The 16,966-nt window shown below is 60.1% G+C and carries 18 protein-coding genes, 1 tRNA gene and 1 pseudogene; 12 read left to right on the forward strand and 8 right to left on the reverse strand.

Going from position 1 to position 16,966, the window contains the following annotated elements; genetic code table 11:
* The first annotated feature begins 7 nt into the window (after positions 1-7).
* Positions 8-508, forward strand: a complete 501-nt coding sequence (locus tag AC1DNK_RS19020; protein ID WP_477942792.1) for a DUF1203 domain-containing protein — start codon at positions 8-10, stop codon at positions 506-508.
* A 16-nt stretch (positions 509-524) separates the two neighbouring features.
* Here the strand turns inward: AC1DNK_RS19020 and ald are convergent, their stop codons facing one another.
* Positions 525-1,643, reverse strand: a complete 1,119-nt coding sequence (gene ald, locus AC1DNK_RS19025; RefSeq protein WP_112387937.1) for an alanine dehydrogenase — start codon at positions 1,641-1,643, stop codon at positions 525-527.
* A gap of 157 nt (positions 1,644-1,800) precedes the next feature.
* Between ald and AC1DNK_RS19030 the strand changes: the two genes are divergently transcribed.
* The 4 genes from AC1DNK_RS19030 to AC1DNK_RS19045 all read left to right on the forward strand — a co-directional run bounded on the left by AC1DNK_RS19030 (position 1,801) and on the right by AC1DNK_RS19045 (position 5,767).
* Positions 1,801-2,262: an Lrp/AsnC family transcriptional regulator gene (locus AC1DNK_RS19030; protein WP_477942794.1), complete on the forward strand. Its 462-nt coding sequence runs from the start codon at positions 1,801-1,803 to the stop codon at positions 2,260-2,262.
* A gap of 72 nt (positions 2,263-2,334) precedes the next feature.
* Positions 2,335-3,216 (forward strand): DMT family transporter, encoded by an 882-nt coding sequence (locus AC1DNK_RS19035; protein WP_477942796.1) that lies wholly within the window; start codon positions 2,335-2,337, stop codon positions 3,214-3,216.
* A gap of 83 nt (positions 3,217-3,299) precedes the next feature.
* Positions 3,300-3,635, forward strand: a complete 336-nt coding sequence (locus AC1DNK_RS19040; protein ID WP_112513846.1) for a PilZ domain-containing protein — start codon at positions 3,300-3,302, stop codon at positions 3,633-3,635.
* A 143-nt stretch (positions 3,636-3,778) separates the two neighbouring features.
* Positions 3,779-5,767, forward strand: coding sequence for a bifunctional 2',3'-cyclic-nucleotide 2'-phosphodiesterase/3'-nucleotidase (locus AC1DNK_RS19045; protein ID WP_477942798.1), 1,989 nt, complete (start codon positions 3,779-3,781; stop codon positions 5,765-5,767).
* Between the two features lie 42 nt (positions 5,768-5,809).
* Here the strand turns inward: AC1DNK_RS19045 and AC1DNK_RS19050 are convergent, their stop codons facing one another.
* Positions 5,810-6,772, reverse strand: coding sequence for a LysR family transcriptional regulator (locus tag AC1DNK_RS19050; protein WP_477942800.1), 963 nt, complete (start codon positions 6,770-6,772; stop codon positions 5,810-5,812).
* 135 nt (positions 6,773-6,907) lie between these two features.
* On the opposite strand from AC1DNK_RS19050, the gene AC1DNK_RS19055 reads away from it, so the two are divergent.
* Entirely contained in the window at positions 6,908-7,522 is a 615-nt protein-coding gene (locus AC1DNK_RS19055; RefSeq protein WP_477942802.1) for an FMN-dependent NADH-azoreductase, read from the forward strand.
* A 76-nt stretch (positions 7,523-7,598) separates the two neighbouring features.
* Here the strand turns inward: AC1DNK_RS19055 and AC1DNK_RS19060 are convergent.
* The 3 genes and pseudogenes from AC1DNK_RS19060 to ilvA all read right to left on the reverse strand — a co-directional run bounded on the left by AC1DNK_RS19060 (position 7,599) and on the right by ilvA (position 10,689).
* Positions 7,599-8,869: pseudogene (locus tag AC1DNK_RS19060) on the reverse strand (GGDEF domain-containing protein).
* Positions 8,870-9,062: 193 nt separating this feature from the next.
* Entirely contained in the window at positions 9,063-9,395 is a 333-nt protein-coding gene (locus AC1DNK_RS19065; protein WP_112387929.1) for an HlyU family transcriptional regulator, read from the reverse strand.
* Between the two features lie 37 nt (positions 9,396-9,432).
* Entirely contained in the window at positions 9,433-10,689 is a 1,257-nt protein-coding gene (gene ilvA / locus AC1DNK_RS19070; protein ID WP_477942804.1) for a threonine ammonia-lyase, read from the reverse strand.
* Positions 10,690-10,885: 196 nt separating this feature from the next.
* On the opposite strand from ilvA, the gene AC1DNK_RS19075 reads away from it, so the two are divergent.
* A complete protein-coding gene (locus AC1DNK_RS19075; protein ID WP_477942806.1) occupies positions 10,886-11,263 on the forward strand; it encodes a VanZ family protein in 378 nt (125 codons plus the stop codon).
* Between the two features lie 33 nt (positions 11,264-11,296).
* Positions 11,297-11,382 (forward strand) — tRNA-Leu (locus AC1DNK_RS19080).
* Positions 11,383-11,387: 5 nt separating this feature from the next.
* Here the strand turns inward: AC1DNK_RS19080 and AC1DNK_RS19085 are convergent.
* The 3 genes from AC1DNK_RS19085 to wrbA form a co-directional block, all read right to left on the reverse strand.
* A complete protein-coding gene (locus tag AC1DNK_RS19085) occupies positions 11,388-11,795 on the reverse strand; it encodes a GFA family protein (protein WP_477942808.1) in 408 nt (135 codons plus the stop codon).
* A 74-nt stretch (positions 11,796-11,869) separates the two neighbouring features.
* Complete coding sequence (locus tag AC1DNK_RS19090; protein ID WP_112387926.1) at positions 11,870-12,133, reverse strand: hypothetical protein; 264 nt, start codon at positions 12,131-12,133, stop codon at positions 11,870-11,872.
* 423 nt (positions 12,134-12,556) lie between these two features.
* Complete coding sequence (gene wrbA, locus AC1DNK_RS19095) at positions 12,557-13,153, reverse strand: NAD(P)H:quinone oxidoreductase type IV (RefSeq protein ID WP_477942810.1); 597 nt, start codon at positions 13,151-13,153, stop codon at positions 12,557-12,559.
* A gap of 223 nt (positions 13,154-13,376) precedes the next feature.
* Between wrbA and AC1DNK_RS19100 the strand changes: the two genes are divergently transcribed.
* The 4 genes from AC1DNK_RS19100 (at position 13,377) to AC1DNK_RS19115 (ending at position 16,549) form a co-directional block, all read left to right on the forward strand.
* Positions 13,377-14,153 carry a competence/damage-inducible protein A gene (locus AC1DNK_RS19100; protein WP_477942812.1) on the forward strand — a complete coding sequence of 259 codons (777 nt, stop codon included), beginning with the start codon at positions 13,377-13,379 and terminating at the stop codon, positions 14,151-14,153.
* A gap of 111 nt (positions 14,154-14,264) precedes the next feature.
* The gene (locus AC1DNK_RS19105) at positions 14,265-15,107 is read left to right on the forward strand and encodes a universal stress protein (RefSeq protein WP_477942814.1); all 843 of its coding nucleotides are present in this window, start codon (positions 14,265-14,267) and stop codon (positions 15,105-15,107) included.
* A gap of 159 nt (positions 15,108-15,266) precedes the next feature.
* On the forward strand, positions 15,267-15,761 hold the full coding sequence (gene gpt / locus AC1DNK_RS19110) for a xanthine phosphoribosyltransferase (protein WP_112387922.1): 495 nt from the start codon (positions 15,267-15,269) through the stop codon (positions 15,759-15,761).
* A gap of 194 nt (positions 15,762-15,955) precedes the next feature.
* Positions 15,956-16,549 carry a PDC sensor domain-containing protein gene (locus AC1DNK_RS19115; RefSeq protein WP_477942816.1) on the forward strand — a complete coding sequence of 198 codons (594 nt, stop codon included), beginning with the start codon at positions 15,956-15,958 and terminating at the stop codon, positions 16,547-16,549.
* Positions 16,550-16,966 lie beyond the last annotated feature (417 nt).

A 16,966-nucleotide genomic window follows, 5' to 3' on the forward strand; every position in this document is an offset into this window, starting at 1 on the left:
GACCGCCATGACCGATATCCGTTTTTCCGCAATGCCGACTGCCGACGCCGAACAGCTCTGGAATGGCGGCACCGATTCCTATGGCTTCCTGCCGGAGACGATGGTGTCCGATGGGCCCGGGCATCCCTGCCGTCACTGCCTTGGCAATATCGATGCCGGAGAACAATTGCTGGTTTTCGCCTACCGGCCGTTTCCCGAAATGCAACCCTATGCGGAAACCGGGCCGATCTTCCTGCACAAGCGCCGTTGCGAGCGTTACCAGGCCGAAGAGATCGTCCCGCCCGTTCTCAGCAGTACCGACTACATCGTTCGCGGCTACTCCGAAAACAACCGCATCGTCTACGGCACCGGCGCGGTAACGCCGACACGTGATATCCCGGCCTATGCCGGTGGCCTGCTGAAGCGGCCTGGTATCGCCTATGTGCATGTCCGCTCGGCACGCAACAACTGCTTCCAGTGCCGCATAGAAAAGGCGCCGGTCTCTCGCGAAGCCGGCGCCTTCATCTAACGTAGCGTGATGGGAATTACGCTACGTTGAGGACGCTTTCCGGGGCGTATGCTTCATAGCCCAACGCTTCGGCAACCGGCTTGTAGGTGACGCGGCCCTTGTGGACGTTCAGGCCGTTGCGCAGGTGCTTGTCTTCGGCAATGGCGCGCAGGCCGCGGTCGGCGAGCGCCAGGCCGTGGACCAGCGTTGCGTTGTTCAGTGCATGCGCCGAGGTGACGGGCACGGCGCCAGGCATGTTGGCGACGCAGTAATGCACCACGCCATCGACCTCATAGGTCGGCTCGGAATGGGTCGTTGCATGCGAGGTTTCGAAGCAGCCGCCCTGGTCGATGGCGACGTCGACGATGACGGAGCCCTTCTTCATGCCCGAGAGCATTTCACGGGTGACGAGCTTGGGCGCGGCAGCGCCCGGGATCAGCACGGCACCGATGACGAGGTCGGCCGAGAACACTTCTTCCTCGAGCGCCTGGATGCTGGAATAGCGCGTGTGGACGCGGCCGTTGAAGATATCGTCGAGCTGGCGCAGACGCGGCAGCGAACGGTCGAGAATGCTGACATCGGCACCCAGACCGGCCGCCATCTTGGCGGCATGCAGGCCGACGACGCCGCCGCCGATGACGGTGACCTTGGCAGGCAGAACGCCGGGGACGCCGCCAAGGAGAATGCCGAGGCCGCCATTGGCCTTCTGCAGCGCGGTGGCGCCAGCCTGGATCGACAGGCGGCCGGCAACTTCCGACATCGGCGCCAGCAGCGGCAGACCGCCGCGCTCATCGGTAACGGTCTCATAGGCGATCGCGGTCACGCCGGAGGCGAGCAGACCCTTGGTCTGTTCCGGATCCGGCGCGAGATGGAGATAGGTATAGAGAAGCTGACCGTCGCGAAGCTGCGCCCATTCGGAGGGCTGCGGCTCCTTGACCTTGACGATCATATCGCACTTTTCGAAGATTTCCTTGGCCGTGGCAGCGATCTTCGCGCCGGCGGCTGCGTAGGCGGCATCATCGGCACCAATGCCGGCGCCTGCCTTGGTCTCGACCCAGACTTCATGGCCATGGGCGACATATTCACGAACCGAAGCGGGTGTCAGACCGACACGATATTCATGGTTCTTGATTTCCTTCGGGCAACCGACACGCATGGAGCGTTCCTCTCATTTTGTACCCGCTTGGTGCGGGCATTTTCAATAGACAAATCCAACCACCGCTGCTGCGAAATGTCCTTGCAAAGAGGAGTTGATTGACGACTGTTTTTCGAAGATTGTGCGGTTTCATGAAGTCAAACCGAAGGTTCTTCGAATGTCTGAACTCGACAGTATCGATCTTGCGATTCTGAGAGCGCTTCAAGCAAACGCCCGGATCACCAACGCCGAACTTGCCAACAAGGTGGGCCTCTCGGCTTCGGCCTGTTCTCGACGTCTCGACATCCTGGAAAAGAACGGAGCGATTGCCGGCTATCACGCGCGCCTTTCCAACAAGGTGCTCGAATATAAGATGATCGCGATCGTCCACATCTCGCTGTCGGGCCAGTTCGCCAAGACGCTGTCGGAATTCGAACTGGCGGTGAGGCGCTGTCCGAACGTGCTGGTGTGCTACCTGATGTCGGGCGAATACGACTATATCCTGCGGGTCGCCGCCCGCGATCTCGAAGATTACGAGCGAATCCACCGCGATTGGCTCTCGGCGCTCCCCCATGTCGTGAAGATCAACTCCAGCTTTGCCCTGCGCGAAATCTTCGACCGGCCGAATGTCGGCTTCTGAGACCTTGCAAAGCGCCGGGAATCCTGACCAAGCTTGTGGCAAGCGGACACTCCCAATGCCTGACTGCAAGACATGAAATCCAAGACGCAAGGCTATATCTTCGTCCTTCTGGCGCTGACGATATTTTCGGCGCAGGATGCGATCTCCAAGCATCTCGGCGGGCTCTACCCGCCGATCTTTGTGACGATGATCCGCTACTGGGCCTTTGCGCTTTTCACCATCCTGCTGGCCTCCAAGATGCGCGGCGGCATCCGGCAGACGGCGCGCACCAAGCGGCCGCTGCTGCAGGTGACGCGCGGCGTGCTGCTCGCCGTTCAGGTCGTGCTTGCCATCACCTGCTTTGCTGTCATCGGGCTGGCGCATTCGCAGGCGATCTTTGCGGCGACGCCGATCATCATCGCCCTGCTCTCTATGCCGATCCTCGGTGAGCGCGTCGGCTGGCGGCGCTGGACAGCGATCGGCGCCGGGCTTTTCGGCGTCCTGCTGATCCTGAAGCCGGAGGGAGAGTTCTTCGACGTCAAGCTGATGCTTGCCATCGTCTCCTGCTTCATCTTTGCCTTCTATGTCATCGCCACGCGGCTGGTATCGCGCGACGACAGCTCGATGACCAGCTTCTTCTACACCGGTGTCGTCGGCGGCATCACCATGACGCTGATCGGCCCCTTCTACTGGACCTGGATGCTGCCGGGCGACTGGGGCTGGATGGCGCTGGTCTGCATGACCAGCATTTCCAGCCATTATTTCCTGATCCGCGCCTATGACATGCTCGATGCAGCAGCGGTACAGCCGCTGACCTATCTGCAGCTCGTCTATGCCTCGATCCTCGGCGTCACCATTTTCGGCGAAAGCATCAGCCTGACCACCGTCATCGGCTCGGTGATCGTGGTCGCCGCCGGCATCTTCACCATCTGGCGCGAACATATCGTCGGCAGGCGGGCGGCAAAGGCACATTAGATTTCGTGCAATTTTATCGAACTGTCTAAAAAGATTTCAATTTTCCGTTGCTACAGTTCCCTCAAATCGTTTTGGGGAGCTGTATGACACGCAATCTGAACATCATCACCCGCAAGTCGGAGCGCAAGCGCTGCCGCATCTTCGGCAAGCTGCGCTATCTGAACCAGATCATCGACGCGCGCATCGTCGATCTGTCGACGACAGGCATCGCCGTCGATCTTCGAACGCCGGTCGCGGCCTCTTCGGGCAGCCGCGTCTATATCGAAGCCGAAGACCTCGGAACGCTGGACGGAATTATCCGCTGGAGCCACAACGGCCGCCTTGGCATCCACTTCGATCCGAACTCGAATGCCCGCGCCAAGGTCGCCTCCTACTTCCGCTTCTTCCACCGCGACGTGAAGCCGGTATTGGCGCGCTGACGCAATCCTGAAGCCATTACCGTGGATCGGCCCGCTTTCGACGACGTGCCGATCCACTGTCATTTTACGGATGCACTCCCGTGCAAATCATTCTACGTTCGACCCCGGGCTGGGCGTTGCGTGATTTTTTGAAGGAGTGTTTGATGTCTTCCATTCTCGATTTGCACCCGATTAGCCGCAGGTCTCTGCTGAGCGGAATCGCCGCGACCTCGGCCCTCGTCCTGCTCCATCCCTTCACCGCCCGCGCCGCCGCCAACCAGGCGCATCTGAGATTGATGGAAACGACGGACATTCACGTCAACGTCTTCCCCTACGATTACTACGCCGACAAACCGAACGACACGATGGGGCTTTCACGCACCGCGACAATCATCGATTCGATCCGTGCCGAGGCCGCCAATTCTCTGTTGATCGACAATGGCGACGTGCTGCAGGGCAATCCGATGGGCGATTACATGGCCTATCAGCACGGCATGAAGGATGGCGATGTCCACCCTGTGATCAAGGCGATGAACACGCTCGGCTATACAGTCGGCACGCTCGGGAATCACGAGTTCAACTATGGCCTGGACTTCATGTTCAAGGTGCTCGGCGGTGCCAACTTCCCGTTCGTCTGCGCCAACCTGACGAAGGGGCAGCTCGCCTCCGATCCCAAGAAGGACGACCTGTTTTTCAAGCCCTACTTGATCGTCGAAAAGCAGATCAAGGACGGCGCCGGTAACGAAAGCCCTGTGAAGATCGGCTTTATCGGCTTCGTGCCGCCGCAGATCATGCTCTGGGATATCAAGAACCTCGAAGGCAAGGCGCAGACCCGCGATATCGTCGAGGCCGCCAAGGCCTGGGTGCCTGCCATGAAGGAAGAGGGTGCGGATATCGTCATCGCGCTGTCCCACTCCGGTATCGACGGCACTGCACCCTCAGAGAAGATGGAAAACGCCTCGCTCTATCTCGCTGCTGTCGATGGCATCGATGCGATCTTCACCGGCCACCAGCATCTCGTCTTCCCCGGCCCCAAGACCTGGGACGGGATTGCCAATGCCGACCCCGTCAAGGGCACGCTGCATGGCAAGCCCACGGTCATGGCCGGTTTCTGGGGATCGCATCTCGGGCTGATCGACCTGCTGCTGGAGAAGGACGGCAAGAGCTGGAAGATCGTCGATTTCACCGCCGAGGCGCGGCCGATCTATCATCGCGACGAGAGCAAGAAGGTGGTGGCCGACGTCGCCGACAAAAAGGAAGTCGTGGAAGCCGCCAAGGCCGAGCATGAGGCAACGCTCGCCTATGTGCGGACGCCTGTCGGCAAGACTTCAGCGCCTCTCTACTCCTATTTCGCGCTGGTCGCCGACGATCCCTCGGTGCAGATCGTCAGCCAGGCGCAGACCTGGTACATCAAGCAGATGCTTGCCGATACCGAGTTCAAGGATCTGCCTGTTCTCTCGGCAGCAGCGCCCTTCAAGGCCGGTGGCCGCGGCGGCGCCGATTACTATACCGACGTTCCGGCGGGCGACGTGGCGATCAAGAATGTCGCCGATCTCTATCTCTATCCGAACACCGTGCAGGCGGTCGTCATCACCGGCGAGCAGGTGAAGAACTGGCTGGAAATGTCGGCCGGGATGTTCAACGAGGTGAAGGTGGGGTCCAAGGATGCGCCGCTGCTGAACAATGACTTCCCGTCCTACAATTTCGATGTCATCGACGGGGTCACCTATCAGATCGACCTGTCGCAGCCGCGCAAGTACGACAATGACGGCAAGGCGGTGAATGCCGGTTCGAACCGCATTCAGGACCTGCAATTCGACGGCAAGCCGATCGATCCGAAGCAGAAGTTCGTCGTGGTGACCAACAACTATCGCGCTGGCGGCGGCGGCAAGTTCCCGGAGATCGCATCCGACAAGGTTGTGTTCCAGGCGCCGGATACGAACCGCGACGTCATCGTCCGCTTCATTCACGATCAGGGCACGATCAATCCGTCGGCTGACGGCAACTGGACCTTCAAGTCCCTGCCCGGCACCACCGCCACGTTCGAAAGCGGACCGAAAGCCAAGCAGTTCCTCGGTGACGTCAAGGGCGCCAAGATTGAAGAAGCTGGCGATGCCACCGAGGGCTTCGCCAAGTTCCGGCTGGTTCTCTAAGGCGCTGACAATCTGAGGAAGGAGGCCGGCGGCAGCGCCGGCCTATTCTGCCGCTTCCTGCACCGAGGTCAGCGCCGCAAGCTGCTCCTGGAATTCGCTGTGGCTCGGGCACATCGATAGGAGATTGCGGAAGCGGTCGATCAGCCAGGCCGTGGCCGGGCCCGGGGGATTGGCAATCTTGTGAAGACTGTAGATCGGGTACTCGCCCTGCTCATAGGCTGGAAGATCGAGCTGCACGAGCTTGCCGGAGTTCAGATCATCGCGTGACACCGAAGCCGGCAGACCACCCCAGCCGAGACCGCCTGCAATCAGCTGGTGCTTGATGGCGATGTCGCTGACGCGCCACGTCCGGTAGGACAGCACGTTGAAATCGCGGCCGTTGGTGATGCCAGACGTATCGCGCACCACCATCTGAACCTCTTCGCGCACGTCCGAAAGCGTCAGCGGGCGGTGAAGCTTGGCGAGCGGATGGAAGGGTGCGGCGACGGGGATCATGAAGGAATGACCGATTCGCTCGGCAACCAGCGTATCGTCCTGCTTCATCAGTGCGCCGCCGATGCCAACGGTCGCATCGCCGGTTGCCACCATGTTCATGACTTCACCGAGCTCGCCGACCATCAGGTTGACGGTCACCGACGGGAATTTGACACGGAATTCGCGTAGCACCATCACCACGGCCTGCGACGGCACCATGACGCTGATCGCGATCGACAACTCGGCCTCCAGCCCTTCCTTCAGGTTTTTCACGCGGGCGCGCATCACTTCGAGATCGGCGACCAGGCGGCGGGCATCGGCCAGCATCGCGTGGCCGGCCTTGGTCAGCTTCGGCTGGCGGGCGCCGGAGCGCTCGAAAAGCTCGACCTCCAGCTGCGCCTCAAGATTGGCGATCGTGTAGCTGATCACCGATTGCGCACGGTTCAGCACGCGCGAGGCGGCCGAGAAGCTGCCGGTATCGGCAACGGTCAGAAACACCTGCAGCTGGTCGAGAGTGGGGTTTGGGAGCATATCTAATCCATCGATAGTTTCGATCTATATTATCCCAGTTTTTTCGATAGCAGGCCAGACCTATTTCTCATCTCGAAGCCACGGCGAACCTCCCTTACTGCCGCGGCAAACCCAATTCGAAATGAGGAGCCTGCCATGTCTTCCATCCTTCTTCTGACCTCCAGCCCGCGCGCTGAATCGCTGTCGACGACGATCGCTGCCGATCTCGCCAACAAGATCGCCGCTCAGAATGCCGGCAGCGTCGTTGTTCGCCGCGACCTTGCCGCCAACCCGCTGCCGCATATCGATGACCTCTTCACTGCCGCCATCCGCAAGCCTGCCGACCAGCGCACCGCGCAGGAAGCCGAAGCCGTCAAGACTTCGGATACCTTGGTTGACGAGCTGCTTGCCGCCGACACCATCGTCATCGGCACCGGCCTCATCAACTTCAACATCTACTCGTCGCTGAAGACCTGGATCGACAATGTTGCGCGTGCCGGCCGCACTTTCAGCTACACCGAAAACGGCCCTGTTGGCCTTGCCACCGGCAAGAAGGTCTATGTGGTGCTCGCTTCGGGCGGCGTCTATTCGCAGGGCCCAGCCGTCAGCATGAACCATGCCGTTCCGTACCTGAAGTCGGTTCTCGGCTTCCTCGGGATCACCGACGTCGAGACCATCTATGTCGAAGGCTTGGCCTTCGGTCCGGAAGCGGCCGAAAAGGCAATCGGCGCCGCCAAGGCCCGCGCTGAAGAAATCGCTCTCGCCGCTTAACGGTTCGACGCATCCCAAAGAAAACGGCCGGTTCATCACCGGCCGTTTTTCGTTGTCGGCTATGGCCTTCGGAAATTCAACTGACCTTGACGAGACCGGAGCGGCCGACGACGCAGTTACGGCCGCTCTTCTTTGCCTGGTAGAGCCGGTCGTCGGCGGCGGAGAGAACCGTCGTGAAGCTGACGCCGTCTTCGTCGGCCGTCGCAACGCCGATACTGACGGTCACCGGCTTGCCATCGGGCGTCTTGACGCTGGTGGCGATCGTCCAGCGGAGACGTTCGGCGACCAGCAGGCCTTCCTCCTGATCGGTTCCCGGGCAGATGGCGACGAATTCCTCGCCGCCGAAGCGGAAGACGCGGTCGGCCGAGCGCAGGATTGTGCCGAGGCGCGCGGCAATCCCTTCAGCACTTCATCTCCCTGCAGGTGACCGAAATTGTCGTTCACGTCCTTGAAGTGGTCGGCATCGATGATGATCACCGTTCCCGGCAGTCCCTGGCGCAGCGCCTCGCGGATCATCACCGGCGCTTCCAGCTCCATACGGCCTCGGTCATAGACGCCGGTCAGGATATCGCGTCCGCTGCGGTCGAGCAGATCGTTGTAGCGCTCGCGGAAGGTCAGGTCGCCGAACACGTCGCTGATCGAACGCGCGGAGGATGGCAGGCGATCGCGCCTGACATAGATTTCGTAGACGGCAAATAGCACCGTGTAGATCAGGACGGCGAACATTTTCGCCTTCCAGCCATCCCAGAAAGCCGCCAGCGGCACGTCCATGAAATAATGCAGCGCGCCGAAGAAGCCGATCTGGTCGAAGGTCAGGAGCACGAAACCGCAGATCATGAAGCGCAGGATGACCTTGCGCCTGATGTAACGGCCGAGCCGCTCATAAAGCAGGATGATGCCGATCGAATCCAGGTAGAGCAGTGCCGTGCCCCAGATCATCAGCCAGCCCATTTCCTTGAGGAAACCGAAATCGGCCTCGTTGCCGGGTGAAAGCTGGATGGTGTGATGCAGCTGCAGAATCCAGGCGATCGCCACCGTCAGCAGATTGCCGATGAACAGACCGTAGATCGGCTGGCGGACGGTTGCGGCGTCCTCCTGCAGATAGAGCATGAGGATCATCATCAGCTTGCCGGCAAAGAACACCGAAGAGCCTGGCGATGCGACGCCGAAGGGCAGCGAGACATAGAAGACCGCCGCCAGATAGGTTTCCATGAAATGCATGACGCCGAGCGCGGCGACGAAGACACCGAGGCCCAGGCGGTTTCTGAAATGCAGCAGCGTCACCATCAGCGCGAAATAGCCGATGGCTTCAAGAACGAAGAGGCCGAGATTGGTGGCTTCGATCATCGCGGCGCTCTCCCAGGCGAATTCCGCGCATCATTCACCGCCTGCGCAGGGCGCGCATGCGGGCGATGAGCCAGTCCGGATGGAGAGCGGGTTGGAGCAACCACGAAATGATCCTGCGATTCCCTTCGCAGCACCTTTGGCGGAAATCACTTAAAATTAAGTGACAGAAGCCCGTATCCGGCGCTAGGCGAACCTAGACCTGGCGCTGCTTGACACCGTCGCCGAAAAGCGACGCGCCGTGCTGGTCGATGATCTGCTGTGCCTTGCGCACGGTGCACTCGTTGGCATCGTCGAGCGAGGAGAACATATCGGCGCGGATGAAGGTGCGAACGAGCACATCCTCGCCTGCTCCCTTCTCGATCCGGCCTGCCAAGCGGTACTGGCCGCCTTCCTTCTGCGGTTCGGCATAGATGGCGCAGTCGCCGTAGAGCTGCGGCTCAACGGATTTGCTGCTGCCGCTGCTCGCAGCCGCCTTGTCGCCGCCGCCCGAGAACATCGAAAAAATGCTGGAGAATATCGAAGCCATGTTTCGCCTTTAACACGAGGGCCAGCCGGCCGCAAAGTCAAATGATCAGGTTTGCCAGGATCTCGTTTTCGGTAATATCCTCAAAGCCCATGCCCGATTTATCGAAGTTCTCGATCAGTGTCGCGAAGTTCTCGGGCGCCTTGGTTTCGATGCCGATCAGGATCGAGCCGAAATTGCGCGCCGTCTTCTTCAGATATTCGAAGCGGGCGATATCGTCGTCCGGGCCAAGCATATTGAGGAAATCGCGAAGCGCGCCGGGGCGCTGCGCCAGCCGCAGGATGTAGTATTTCTTGAGGCCCGCGTAGCGCATGGCGCGCTCCTTGACATCGGGCAGGCGCTCGAAGTCGAAATTGCCGCCGGAGACGACGGCAACGATGGTTTTGCCGCGGATAGCCTCCGGGTCCATCGCAGCAATCGCCGTCAGCGACAGGGCGCCGGCCGGCTCAAGCACCACGCCTTCGACATTCAGCATTTCCGAGATCGTCACGCAGATCGCATTCTCGGGCATCATCATCACCTGATCGGCCGGAAAATCCTTCAACGCTGCGAAATTGAGATCGCCGATGCGGGCCACGGCGGCGCCATCGACGAAGTTGTCGACCTTGGCGAGCGTCACCGCCTCACCCGCCTCGATACTGCGCTTGAGGCTCGCAGCGCCCGACGGCTCGGTGAAGACGAAACCGGATTTTGGAACGACTCCATCCAGATAGCCGGTAATCCCGGCTGCCAGACCGCCGCCGCCCACCGGCATGACGATCATGTCGGGGACCTTGCCATCGGGCAGCTGCTGCATGATTTCGGCGGCCACCGTCGCCTGCCCCTCGATGATGTCCTCATGATCGAAGGGCGGCACCATGACGCCGCCTATGGCCTCCACGTGATCGCGGGCTGCCTTGTAGCACTGGTCGAAGAAGTCGCCATAGAGCTTGATGGTGATGAACTCGGCGCCGAACATGCGCGTCTTGTCAATCTTCTGCTGCGGCGTGGTCACCGGCATGAAGACGACGCCCGGCACGCCGAAATGGCGGCAAACGAAGGCAAAGCCCTGGGCGTGATTGCCGGCCGAAGCGCAGACGAAAGTGCGCCCCTCGCCGCCTTCGGCAATCGCCTTGCGGAAGAAATTGAAGGCGCCACGGATCTTGTAGGAACGGACCGGCGAAAGGTCTTCGCGCTTCAGCCAGATATCGGCGCCATAGCGCGCCGAAAGATGGTCGTTGAGCTGCAGCGGCGTTGCCGGGAAAAGGCTGCGCAGCGCCTCCTCGGCCTTTTCAACATCCTGACGATTGACGATCATCGGTCCATTCCTCATTTCGAGGGTCCGCTATGACATAGAGCGCGGGCCGAAAGAAAGCCTGAAAGCAGCCACGGCGGTTCGGTTGCGGCAAGCATTTCTTAAGCCCGCTTTCCACAACACGGCGCGGACACGGTTTTTTTGCAGTGCACCCAGGAGGCCGCGCTGCTAATGTGACGGAATGATAACACCGAAAATCATGAGACCGCTGGCCTGGCTGGTGCTGGCCGCTATCGTCTTCGTCACGATATCGCCGATCAACCTGCGCCCGCACACGATGACCACGGTCGATTCCGACCGGGCGCTCGCCTACGCCGTTACCGGCTTCATCTTCGTGCTCGGCTATCCCAAGCAATGGAAGCTGATCGTCCTGCTGCTCGCCTTCGGCGCCGTCGCTATCGAGGCGCTGCAATATTTCTCGCCCAGCCGCCACGCTCGCCTGCACGACGGCATCATCAAGGGCATCGGCGCCGCGATAGGCGCGATGGCCGCCCACGGCCTTCTGAAAATTCGTGCCCGCAAGTCGGCTCCCAAAGAGCCAGCGGACCCCGCTCCCTCCAGCGCCGCCCTTGACTGAATCGCTGATGTCGTTGATTGAGAAGCGCGCGCTGCGGGCGTGGCGAAACTGGTAGACGCAAGGGACTTAAAATCCCTCGGCCTTAGGCTATGCGGGTTCGATCCCCGCCGCCCGCACCAAGCCTCTACTCCGGGTCCTTTTCATAGACGGTGACGCCATCGGGCAGCTTTACCCAGCTGTGCCTGCGGCAATCGTAGACCGAATCCTGTGGCGGCGGGAAATCCGGATCGGCGAAGGCGCCGACGGCGACCGCCACCGAGCGATGCTCCTCGCCCTCCTCCGTGTGATAGAGATTGCTGCCGCAGACCGGGCAGAAGCGGAAGCGAAATCTGGCGCCCTGGTCGCCGGTGCGAATGTAGTCGGTGGCCCGGCCGCTCACCTTATAATCGGGGCCGAAGGCTGCGAGTGCGGCGAATACGCTGCCGGTCCGGCTCTGGCAGGCGAAGCAGTGGCAGACACCAACGCCGAGCGGTTCGCCTTCGACCGCGATCTGCAGCTGGCCGCAGGTGCATTTGGCAATTCTCGTCACCATGCGCGAAACTCCCGGTAACAGGCTCAGCGCGAAAAGCTGGCGCGGATCAAAGCGAAGTCAAACGGCTGAGACGCTCAGCGATGGATCTTCCAATAGTCGGAACCGGTGCGGCGCGAGATCAGTTTCAGTGTGCCGTCAGGCTGCACCACATATTTCTCGAAGACGCGATAGCCGAACTTGTCGGGGAATTCGTGATCGACCACGTGGCCGGGCGCTGCCCCATAATAGACCACCCTGTTGCCATAGGTCAGGCTGCCGCGCATTGGCTCGGGCGGCGGCATCGTGGTGTTGCAGGCCGCCAGCGGCAGCAGAAGCATCAGAAAAACAGCGGCGCGCATCGGCGAATCTCCTTTGAAATCCGTCATATAGGACGCGATGACAGGGCGTCATCGGCTATTGCACCATTTTTGCGCAGTCCGCCAGAATGCCGAAGGCTTTATCATCGCGTTCGAATGTGCTTGTATATTGTGCAGAACGGGGCGCTGGCGATTGATCGGCTGGCGCAAGATGCAAGAATGACGATGCGGCGTATGTGTAGAGATTGTCTTGTGGGAGTAAGACGGTGGTATACGATTGGGATGGCGTCAGAACGAAGCGTCTGAGATTCTACAAAGCGACTGCGGCCTGTATTTTCGCAACGGCGATCGCGGCAGTGTCTTTTCTTGCCCTGACTTCACAGCTTCATAATCTGGGCTGATACGCCCAGCAAAAAACGGCGCAGCCGAGGCCGCGCCGTTCCCATTGATCAGCGTCAATAGGTGTTAGGCGAGCTTGGCTGCAAGCTTTGCAACGTGAGCGCCCTGGAAGCGTGCACCTTCGAGTTCGATCTCGGAAGGCTGGCGCGAGCCGTCGCCGTTGGTGATCGTCGAAGCGCCGTAGGGCGAGCCGCCCTTGACTTCCTCAGTGCCCATCTGGCCCTGGAAGGCATAGGGAAGGCCGGCATAAGCCATGCCGTGGTGCAGGAAGGTCGGGACGAAGCCGAGGATCGTCGATTCCTGACCACCGTGCTGGGTAGCCGACGAGGTGAACATCGAGCCGACCTTGCCGACGAGCTTGCCGCCGAACCACAGACCGCCGGTCTGATCCCAGAAATTGCGCATCTGCGAGGCAACGGTGCCGAAGCGGGTACCGGCGCCGACGATGATCGCGTCATATTCGACGAGTTCGTCAACGGTTGCGATCTCGGCCTTCTGGTCGAGCTTGTAATAGGAAGCCTTGGCGACGTCTTCGGACACCAGCTCCGGTACGCGCTTGACGGTGACGTCGGCGCCAGCCGACTTCGCGCCTTCAGCTACGGCATAGGCCATGGTTTCGATGTGGCCGTAAGCCGAGTAGTAGAGAACGAGGACTTTTGCCATTTCAAGCTCCGTCTGGGTTGATTGGGTTTGTAACCGGTGCCGGTTCTATCAGCCGCGCGTCCATGGCACAGCCCGCCTAAACAGAACTCAGTGTTCACTGTATGAAGACGCAAAAGTGCTTGCTGTCTTATTTTTGTGATTTTCGAACAGTTTTTCCGCCGCATTTGCAAGCGGCGCAATCGGCGCTACCTATAGCGGACGATTTTCATTCCGGACTGTTTCCATGACCAATCAGACCATCGTGACTGCCGCCATGCTCGCCATCGGCGACGAACTGCTTTCGGGCCGTACCAAGGACAAGAATATCGGCTATCTCGCCGATCTCCTGACGCTATCGGGCATCGATCTCAAGGAGGTCCGCATCGTCGCCGACGAGGAGGACGCGATCGTCGAGGCGCTGAATGCGCTGCGCGGCCGCTACGACTACGTCTTCACCTCCGGCGGCATTGGCCCGACCCACGACGACATCACGGCGGATGCCATTTCCAAAGCGTTCGGCGTGCCCTGCGAACACGATGCGAAGGCAATGTCACTGCTCGCAGACATGTACAAACGCCGCGAGATGGAGTTCACCGAAGCCCGCCAGCGGATGGCGCGGATGCCGCGGGGTGCTGCCCATATCGACAATCCGGTCTCGACAGCACCGGGTTTCATCATCGGCAATGTCCATGTGATGGCCGGCGTGCCGCAGGTCTTCCAGGCGATGATCGGCAATGTTCTGCCGACGTTGAGAGCGGGCACCAAGGTGTTGTCGCTGGCGATCGCCTGCCCCTATGGCGAGGGTGATATCGGTACGCCGCTGGCAGCGATCCAGAAGGCGCATCCCGAAACCAGCATCGGCTCCTATCCGCGCTATGTCGGCCAGAAATTCTCGACCGAGATCGTCGTGCGCGGCCGCTCGCAGGATGTCATCGACGCGGCCGGCAAGGAGGTCGAAGCGATGATCGAGGATATCCGCAAGGCCAAGGCGATTGGCGAGAACCATTCCGCCGAAGCCTGAGACACGCGGCCTTTTGCCGCCAAGCCTTTGATCTCAGTCAAGGAACCGGAGCACCATCGAAAGCATTCTTTAGACGCGGAAGTTCATCTCAGCCGCCCAAGGAGAATTGATATGTCCTACAAAACCATACTGGCCATTCTCGATACTGCCGATAACAGCGCGACCGTGGCAGATTTCGCGTTTTCGATTGCAGCGGCAAACAATGCCCATGTGATCGGGCTGCATGCCGAGACGCTGTCTGCGGTTCCGCTGGTTGCGCCGATGGAGATCCCGGATCCGGTTGCCGTTCAGGCGCTGCAGGACATGGCGCATTCCGAGACGCTCGAGGTCGAGCGCATCTTCCGGCAGAAGGCGGAGGCGGGCGGCGTGCCCTTCGAATGGCGCAGCTTTGCGACTGCGACCGGCTACGGCTCGGCGCCGCTGATCGAAACCGCCCGCAGCGCCGACCTGCTGATTGCCTCGCAGGCCGACCCCGCCAAGCCTTCTGACAGCCATGTCGATGTCGACAGCTTCCTGTTCGAGAGCGGACGTCCGGTGCTGATGATCCCCTATATCCTGCGCACGCCGAAGCCGATCAAGCGGGTGCTGGTTGCCTGGAACGGCTCGAAGGAAGCGGCGCGCGCCACGCTGGATGCCCTGCCGATCCTCAAAGCCGCAGACGAAGTCGAGGTGTTCTCGGTCGATCCGGTCGATACGGCGACGCAGAGTGCCGGTATGGCAGGAGCCGACATTGCCGCAAATCTGGCCCGCCATGGCGTCAAGGTCAGCCTCGCCACCGCCGAGAGCGCCAACAAGAGCGCATCCTCGGTCATCGAGAACCGGCTTTCCGACAACAGCATCGATCTGCTGGTCATGGGCGCCTATACCCATTCGCGGCTCTGGCAGCTGATTTTTGGCGGCACCACGAAGTCGCTGCTGCAGTCGATGACGGCGCTGACGCTGCTCTCCCGTTGATGACATTAGGGCGGGACTTGCGTTTTGACCGCAAATCCCGCTATTTCAGGCGACCGGTGACGGGTTCCGGCACTTTTCGCGCAGCCCCGGCTGCGCGATTTGCGTTTGTGTCAGCCCCAGGTCGCCGGCGGTCTTTCTTTCATGCCGTGGAGCAGCCCCATGTCCCTTCCCGATAAAGCCTTTCCCGTTTCCTGGGATCAGTTCCACCGCGACGCCCGTGCTCTGGCCTGGCGCATCGCCGGGCTGAAGAAGGAATTCACCGGCATCGTCTGCATCACCCGCGGCGGGCTGGTTCCGGCAGCGATCATCTGCCGCGAACTGAACATCCGGCTGATCGAAACGGTCTGCGTCGCCTCCTACCACGATTACGTCAACCAGGGCGAAATGGTCGTGCTGAAGGGTATCGCACCGGAACTGCAGCAGAATGGCGGCGAAGGCATTCTCGTCGTCGACGACCTGACCGACACCGGCAAGACCGCCGCCCAGGTGCGCCGCATGCTGCCGAAGGCGCATTTTGCCTGCGTCTACGCCAAGCCGCAGGGCGTGCCGACGATCGATACGTTCGTCACCGAGGTCAGCCAGGATACGTGGATCTATTTCCCGTGGGATATGGGCTTCACCTATCAGGAACCGATTGCAAAAGGCCCCAAATAAACCTAAAGATGATATTTCCGACCGGCGCAGCTGGTGCGGGTATTGATTGTTATCTTAGTAATATTGCGAACGTATAGTGGGTGCTCGGCAAGGGCATCCACAGATTACCGGCACAAGGGCGCGCCGGCAAATCTGACCTGCCACAGATATATACCGGCAACGGCGTGCCTCTGGGCGCGCAGCAAGGAAGGGTAATGCGGTACCGGGGTTGGGTTATTGCGGTCGTGGCTTCAGGGCTTTCGATCCTGCCAACTGCTGTCTTTTCCCCTGCCCTTGCAGAACCTGCCTATATCTCGGTCGTCCGGGAATATGTCGATAAGGTCGTGCGGCCGATGATCAAGGATCCTGTTGTCATGAAGGCTATCAAGGACCAGAACATCAAATTCGGCGATGTCAGCAAAACCGACATCCAGGTACTCGACTCCACCTACCGTGCCGAGATCGAGACCGGTCAGTACCAGATGCTGACCAATCTCTCGGCGAAACCGGTCTCGCGATATCTCAAGGCCGAACAGGACAATTCGCAGGGCATCATCATTGAATTCTTTGTGACCGATAAAAACGGACTGAATGTCGGCGAGAGCCGTCCAACCGTCGATTACTGGCAGGGCGACGAAAATAAATATCTGAGAACCTTCGCCAGCGATTCGGATGAGATCTTCATCGACCGCGCCGAACGCGACGATGTCACGCAAATCCTTGAAACACAGGCAAGTTTCACGATCCGCGACGAGAATGGCGCAGCGATCGGCATCGCCACCGTAACGATCGCGCTGGACGCGATCTGAGCGTTCTTCGCATTCCGAATCGCAATGCCGATTTGGGGTGCAATAGCCATCGCAAGATTTGGAAATTCGTGTTTTTTTGATGACACCGGTATCATTGGCGGCTCAAGCCGCTGCAAGCCCTTGAAAAACAAGGCCTCCGGGCTTTTCCCCACTGTCCACAGCCCCATCCACAATATCTTGTGGTGAACGCTTCGTTAAAAACCACCCCTTGACGGAATCGCCTGTTTCAAACTTAATAGGCTTCGATGTTGCGGCGGCAGCTGGACCGGAACTAACGAGGCCGGTTCTCTTCAAAAAACGAGCGTAGAATCAGGGTGTTGTATCCATCGCGGGTGTGCACCTCGACGGCTTTTGCGCGCGATTTTTTGGCTCCAAAAAACAACATCCGGGGCTGGCGAAAATAAGCTGTTAATACTA

It is taken from the genome of Rhizobium sp. 01N424 (assembly GCF_056399485.1).

Coding starts and splice junctions, on each gene's coding strand:
- AC1DNK_RS19045 (WP_477942798.1), top strand. CDS start 3,779: ATGTCTTCCATTCTCGATTTGCACCCGATTAGCCGCAGGTCTCTGCTG.
- gpt (WP_112387922.1), top strand. CDS start 15,267: ATGTCCCTTCCCGATAAAGCCTTTCCCGTTTCCTGGGATCAGTTCCAC.
- AC1DNK_RS19020 (WP_477942792.1), top strand. CDS start 8: ATGACCGATATCCGTTTTTCCGCAATGCCGACTGCCGACGCCGAACAG.
- AC1DNK_RS19075 (WP_477942806.1), top strand. CDS start 10,886: ATGAGACCGCTGGCCTGGCTGGTGCTGGCCGCTATCGTCTTCGTCACG.
- AC1DNK_RS19115 (WP_477942816.1), top strand. CDS start 15,956: ATGCGGTACCGGGGTTGGGTTATTGCGGTCGTGGCTTCAGGGCTTTCG.
- ilvA (WP_477942804.1), bottom strand. CDS start 10,689: ATGATCGTCAATCGTCAGGATGTTGAAAAGGCCGAGGAGGCGCTGCGC.
- AC1DNK_RS19065 (WP_112387929.1), bottom strand. CDS start 9,395: ATGGCTTCGATATTCTCCAGCATTTTTTCGATGTTCTCGGGCGGCGGC.
- AC1DNK_RS19100 (WP_477942812.1), top strand. CDS start 13,377: ATGACCAATCAGACCATCGTGACTGCCGCCATGCTCGCCATCGGCGAC.
- AC1DNK_RS19035 (WP_477942796.1), top strand. CDS start 2,335: ATGAAATCCAAGACGCAAGGCTATATCTTCGTCCTTCTGGCGCTGACG.
- ald (WP_112387937.1), bottom strand. CDS start 1,643: ATGCGTGTCGGTTGCCCGAAGGAAATCAAGAACCATGAATATCGTGTC.
- AC1DNK_RS19090 (WP_112387926.1), bottom strand. CDS start 12,133: ATGCGCGCCGCTGTTTTTCTGATGCTTCTGCTGCCGCTGGCGGCCTGC.
- AC1DNK_RS19055 (WP_477942802.1), top strand. CDS start 6,908: ATGTCTTCCATCCTTCTTCTGACCTCCAGCCCGCGCGCTGAATCGCTG.
- wrbA (WP_477942810.1), bottom strand. CDS start 13,153: ATGGCAAAAGTCCTCGTTCTCTACTACTCGGCTTACGGCCACATCGAA.
- AC1DNK_RS19085 (WP_477942808.1), bottom strand. CDS start 11,795: ATGGTGACGAGAATTGCCAAATGCACCTGCGGCCAGCTGCAGATCGCG.
- AC1DNK_RS19050 (WP_477942800.1), bottom strand. CDS start 6,772: ATGCTCCCAAACCCCACTCTCGACCAGCTGCAGGTGTTTCTGACCGTT.
- AC1DNK_RS19030 (WP_477942794.1), top strand. CDS start 1,801: ATGTCTGAACTCGACAGTATCGATCTTGCGATTCTGAGAGCGCTTCAA.
- AC1DNK_RS19105 (WP_477942814.1), top strand. CDS start 14,265: ATGTCCTACAAAACCATACTGGCCATTCTCGATACTGCCGATAACAGC.
- AC1DNK_RS19040 (WP_112513846.1), top strand. CDS start 3,300: ATGACACGCAATCTGAACATCATCACCCGCAAGTCGGAGCGCAAGCGC.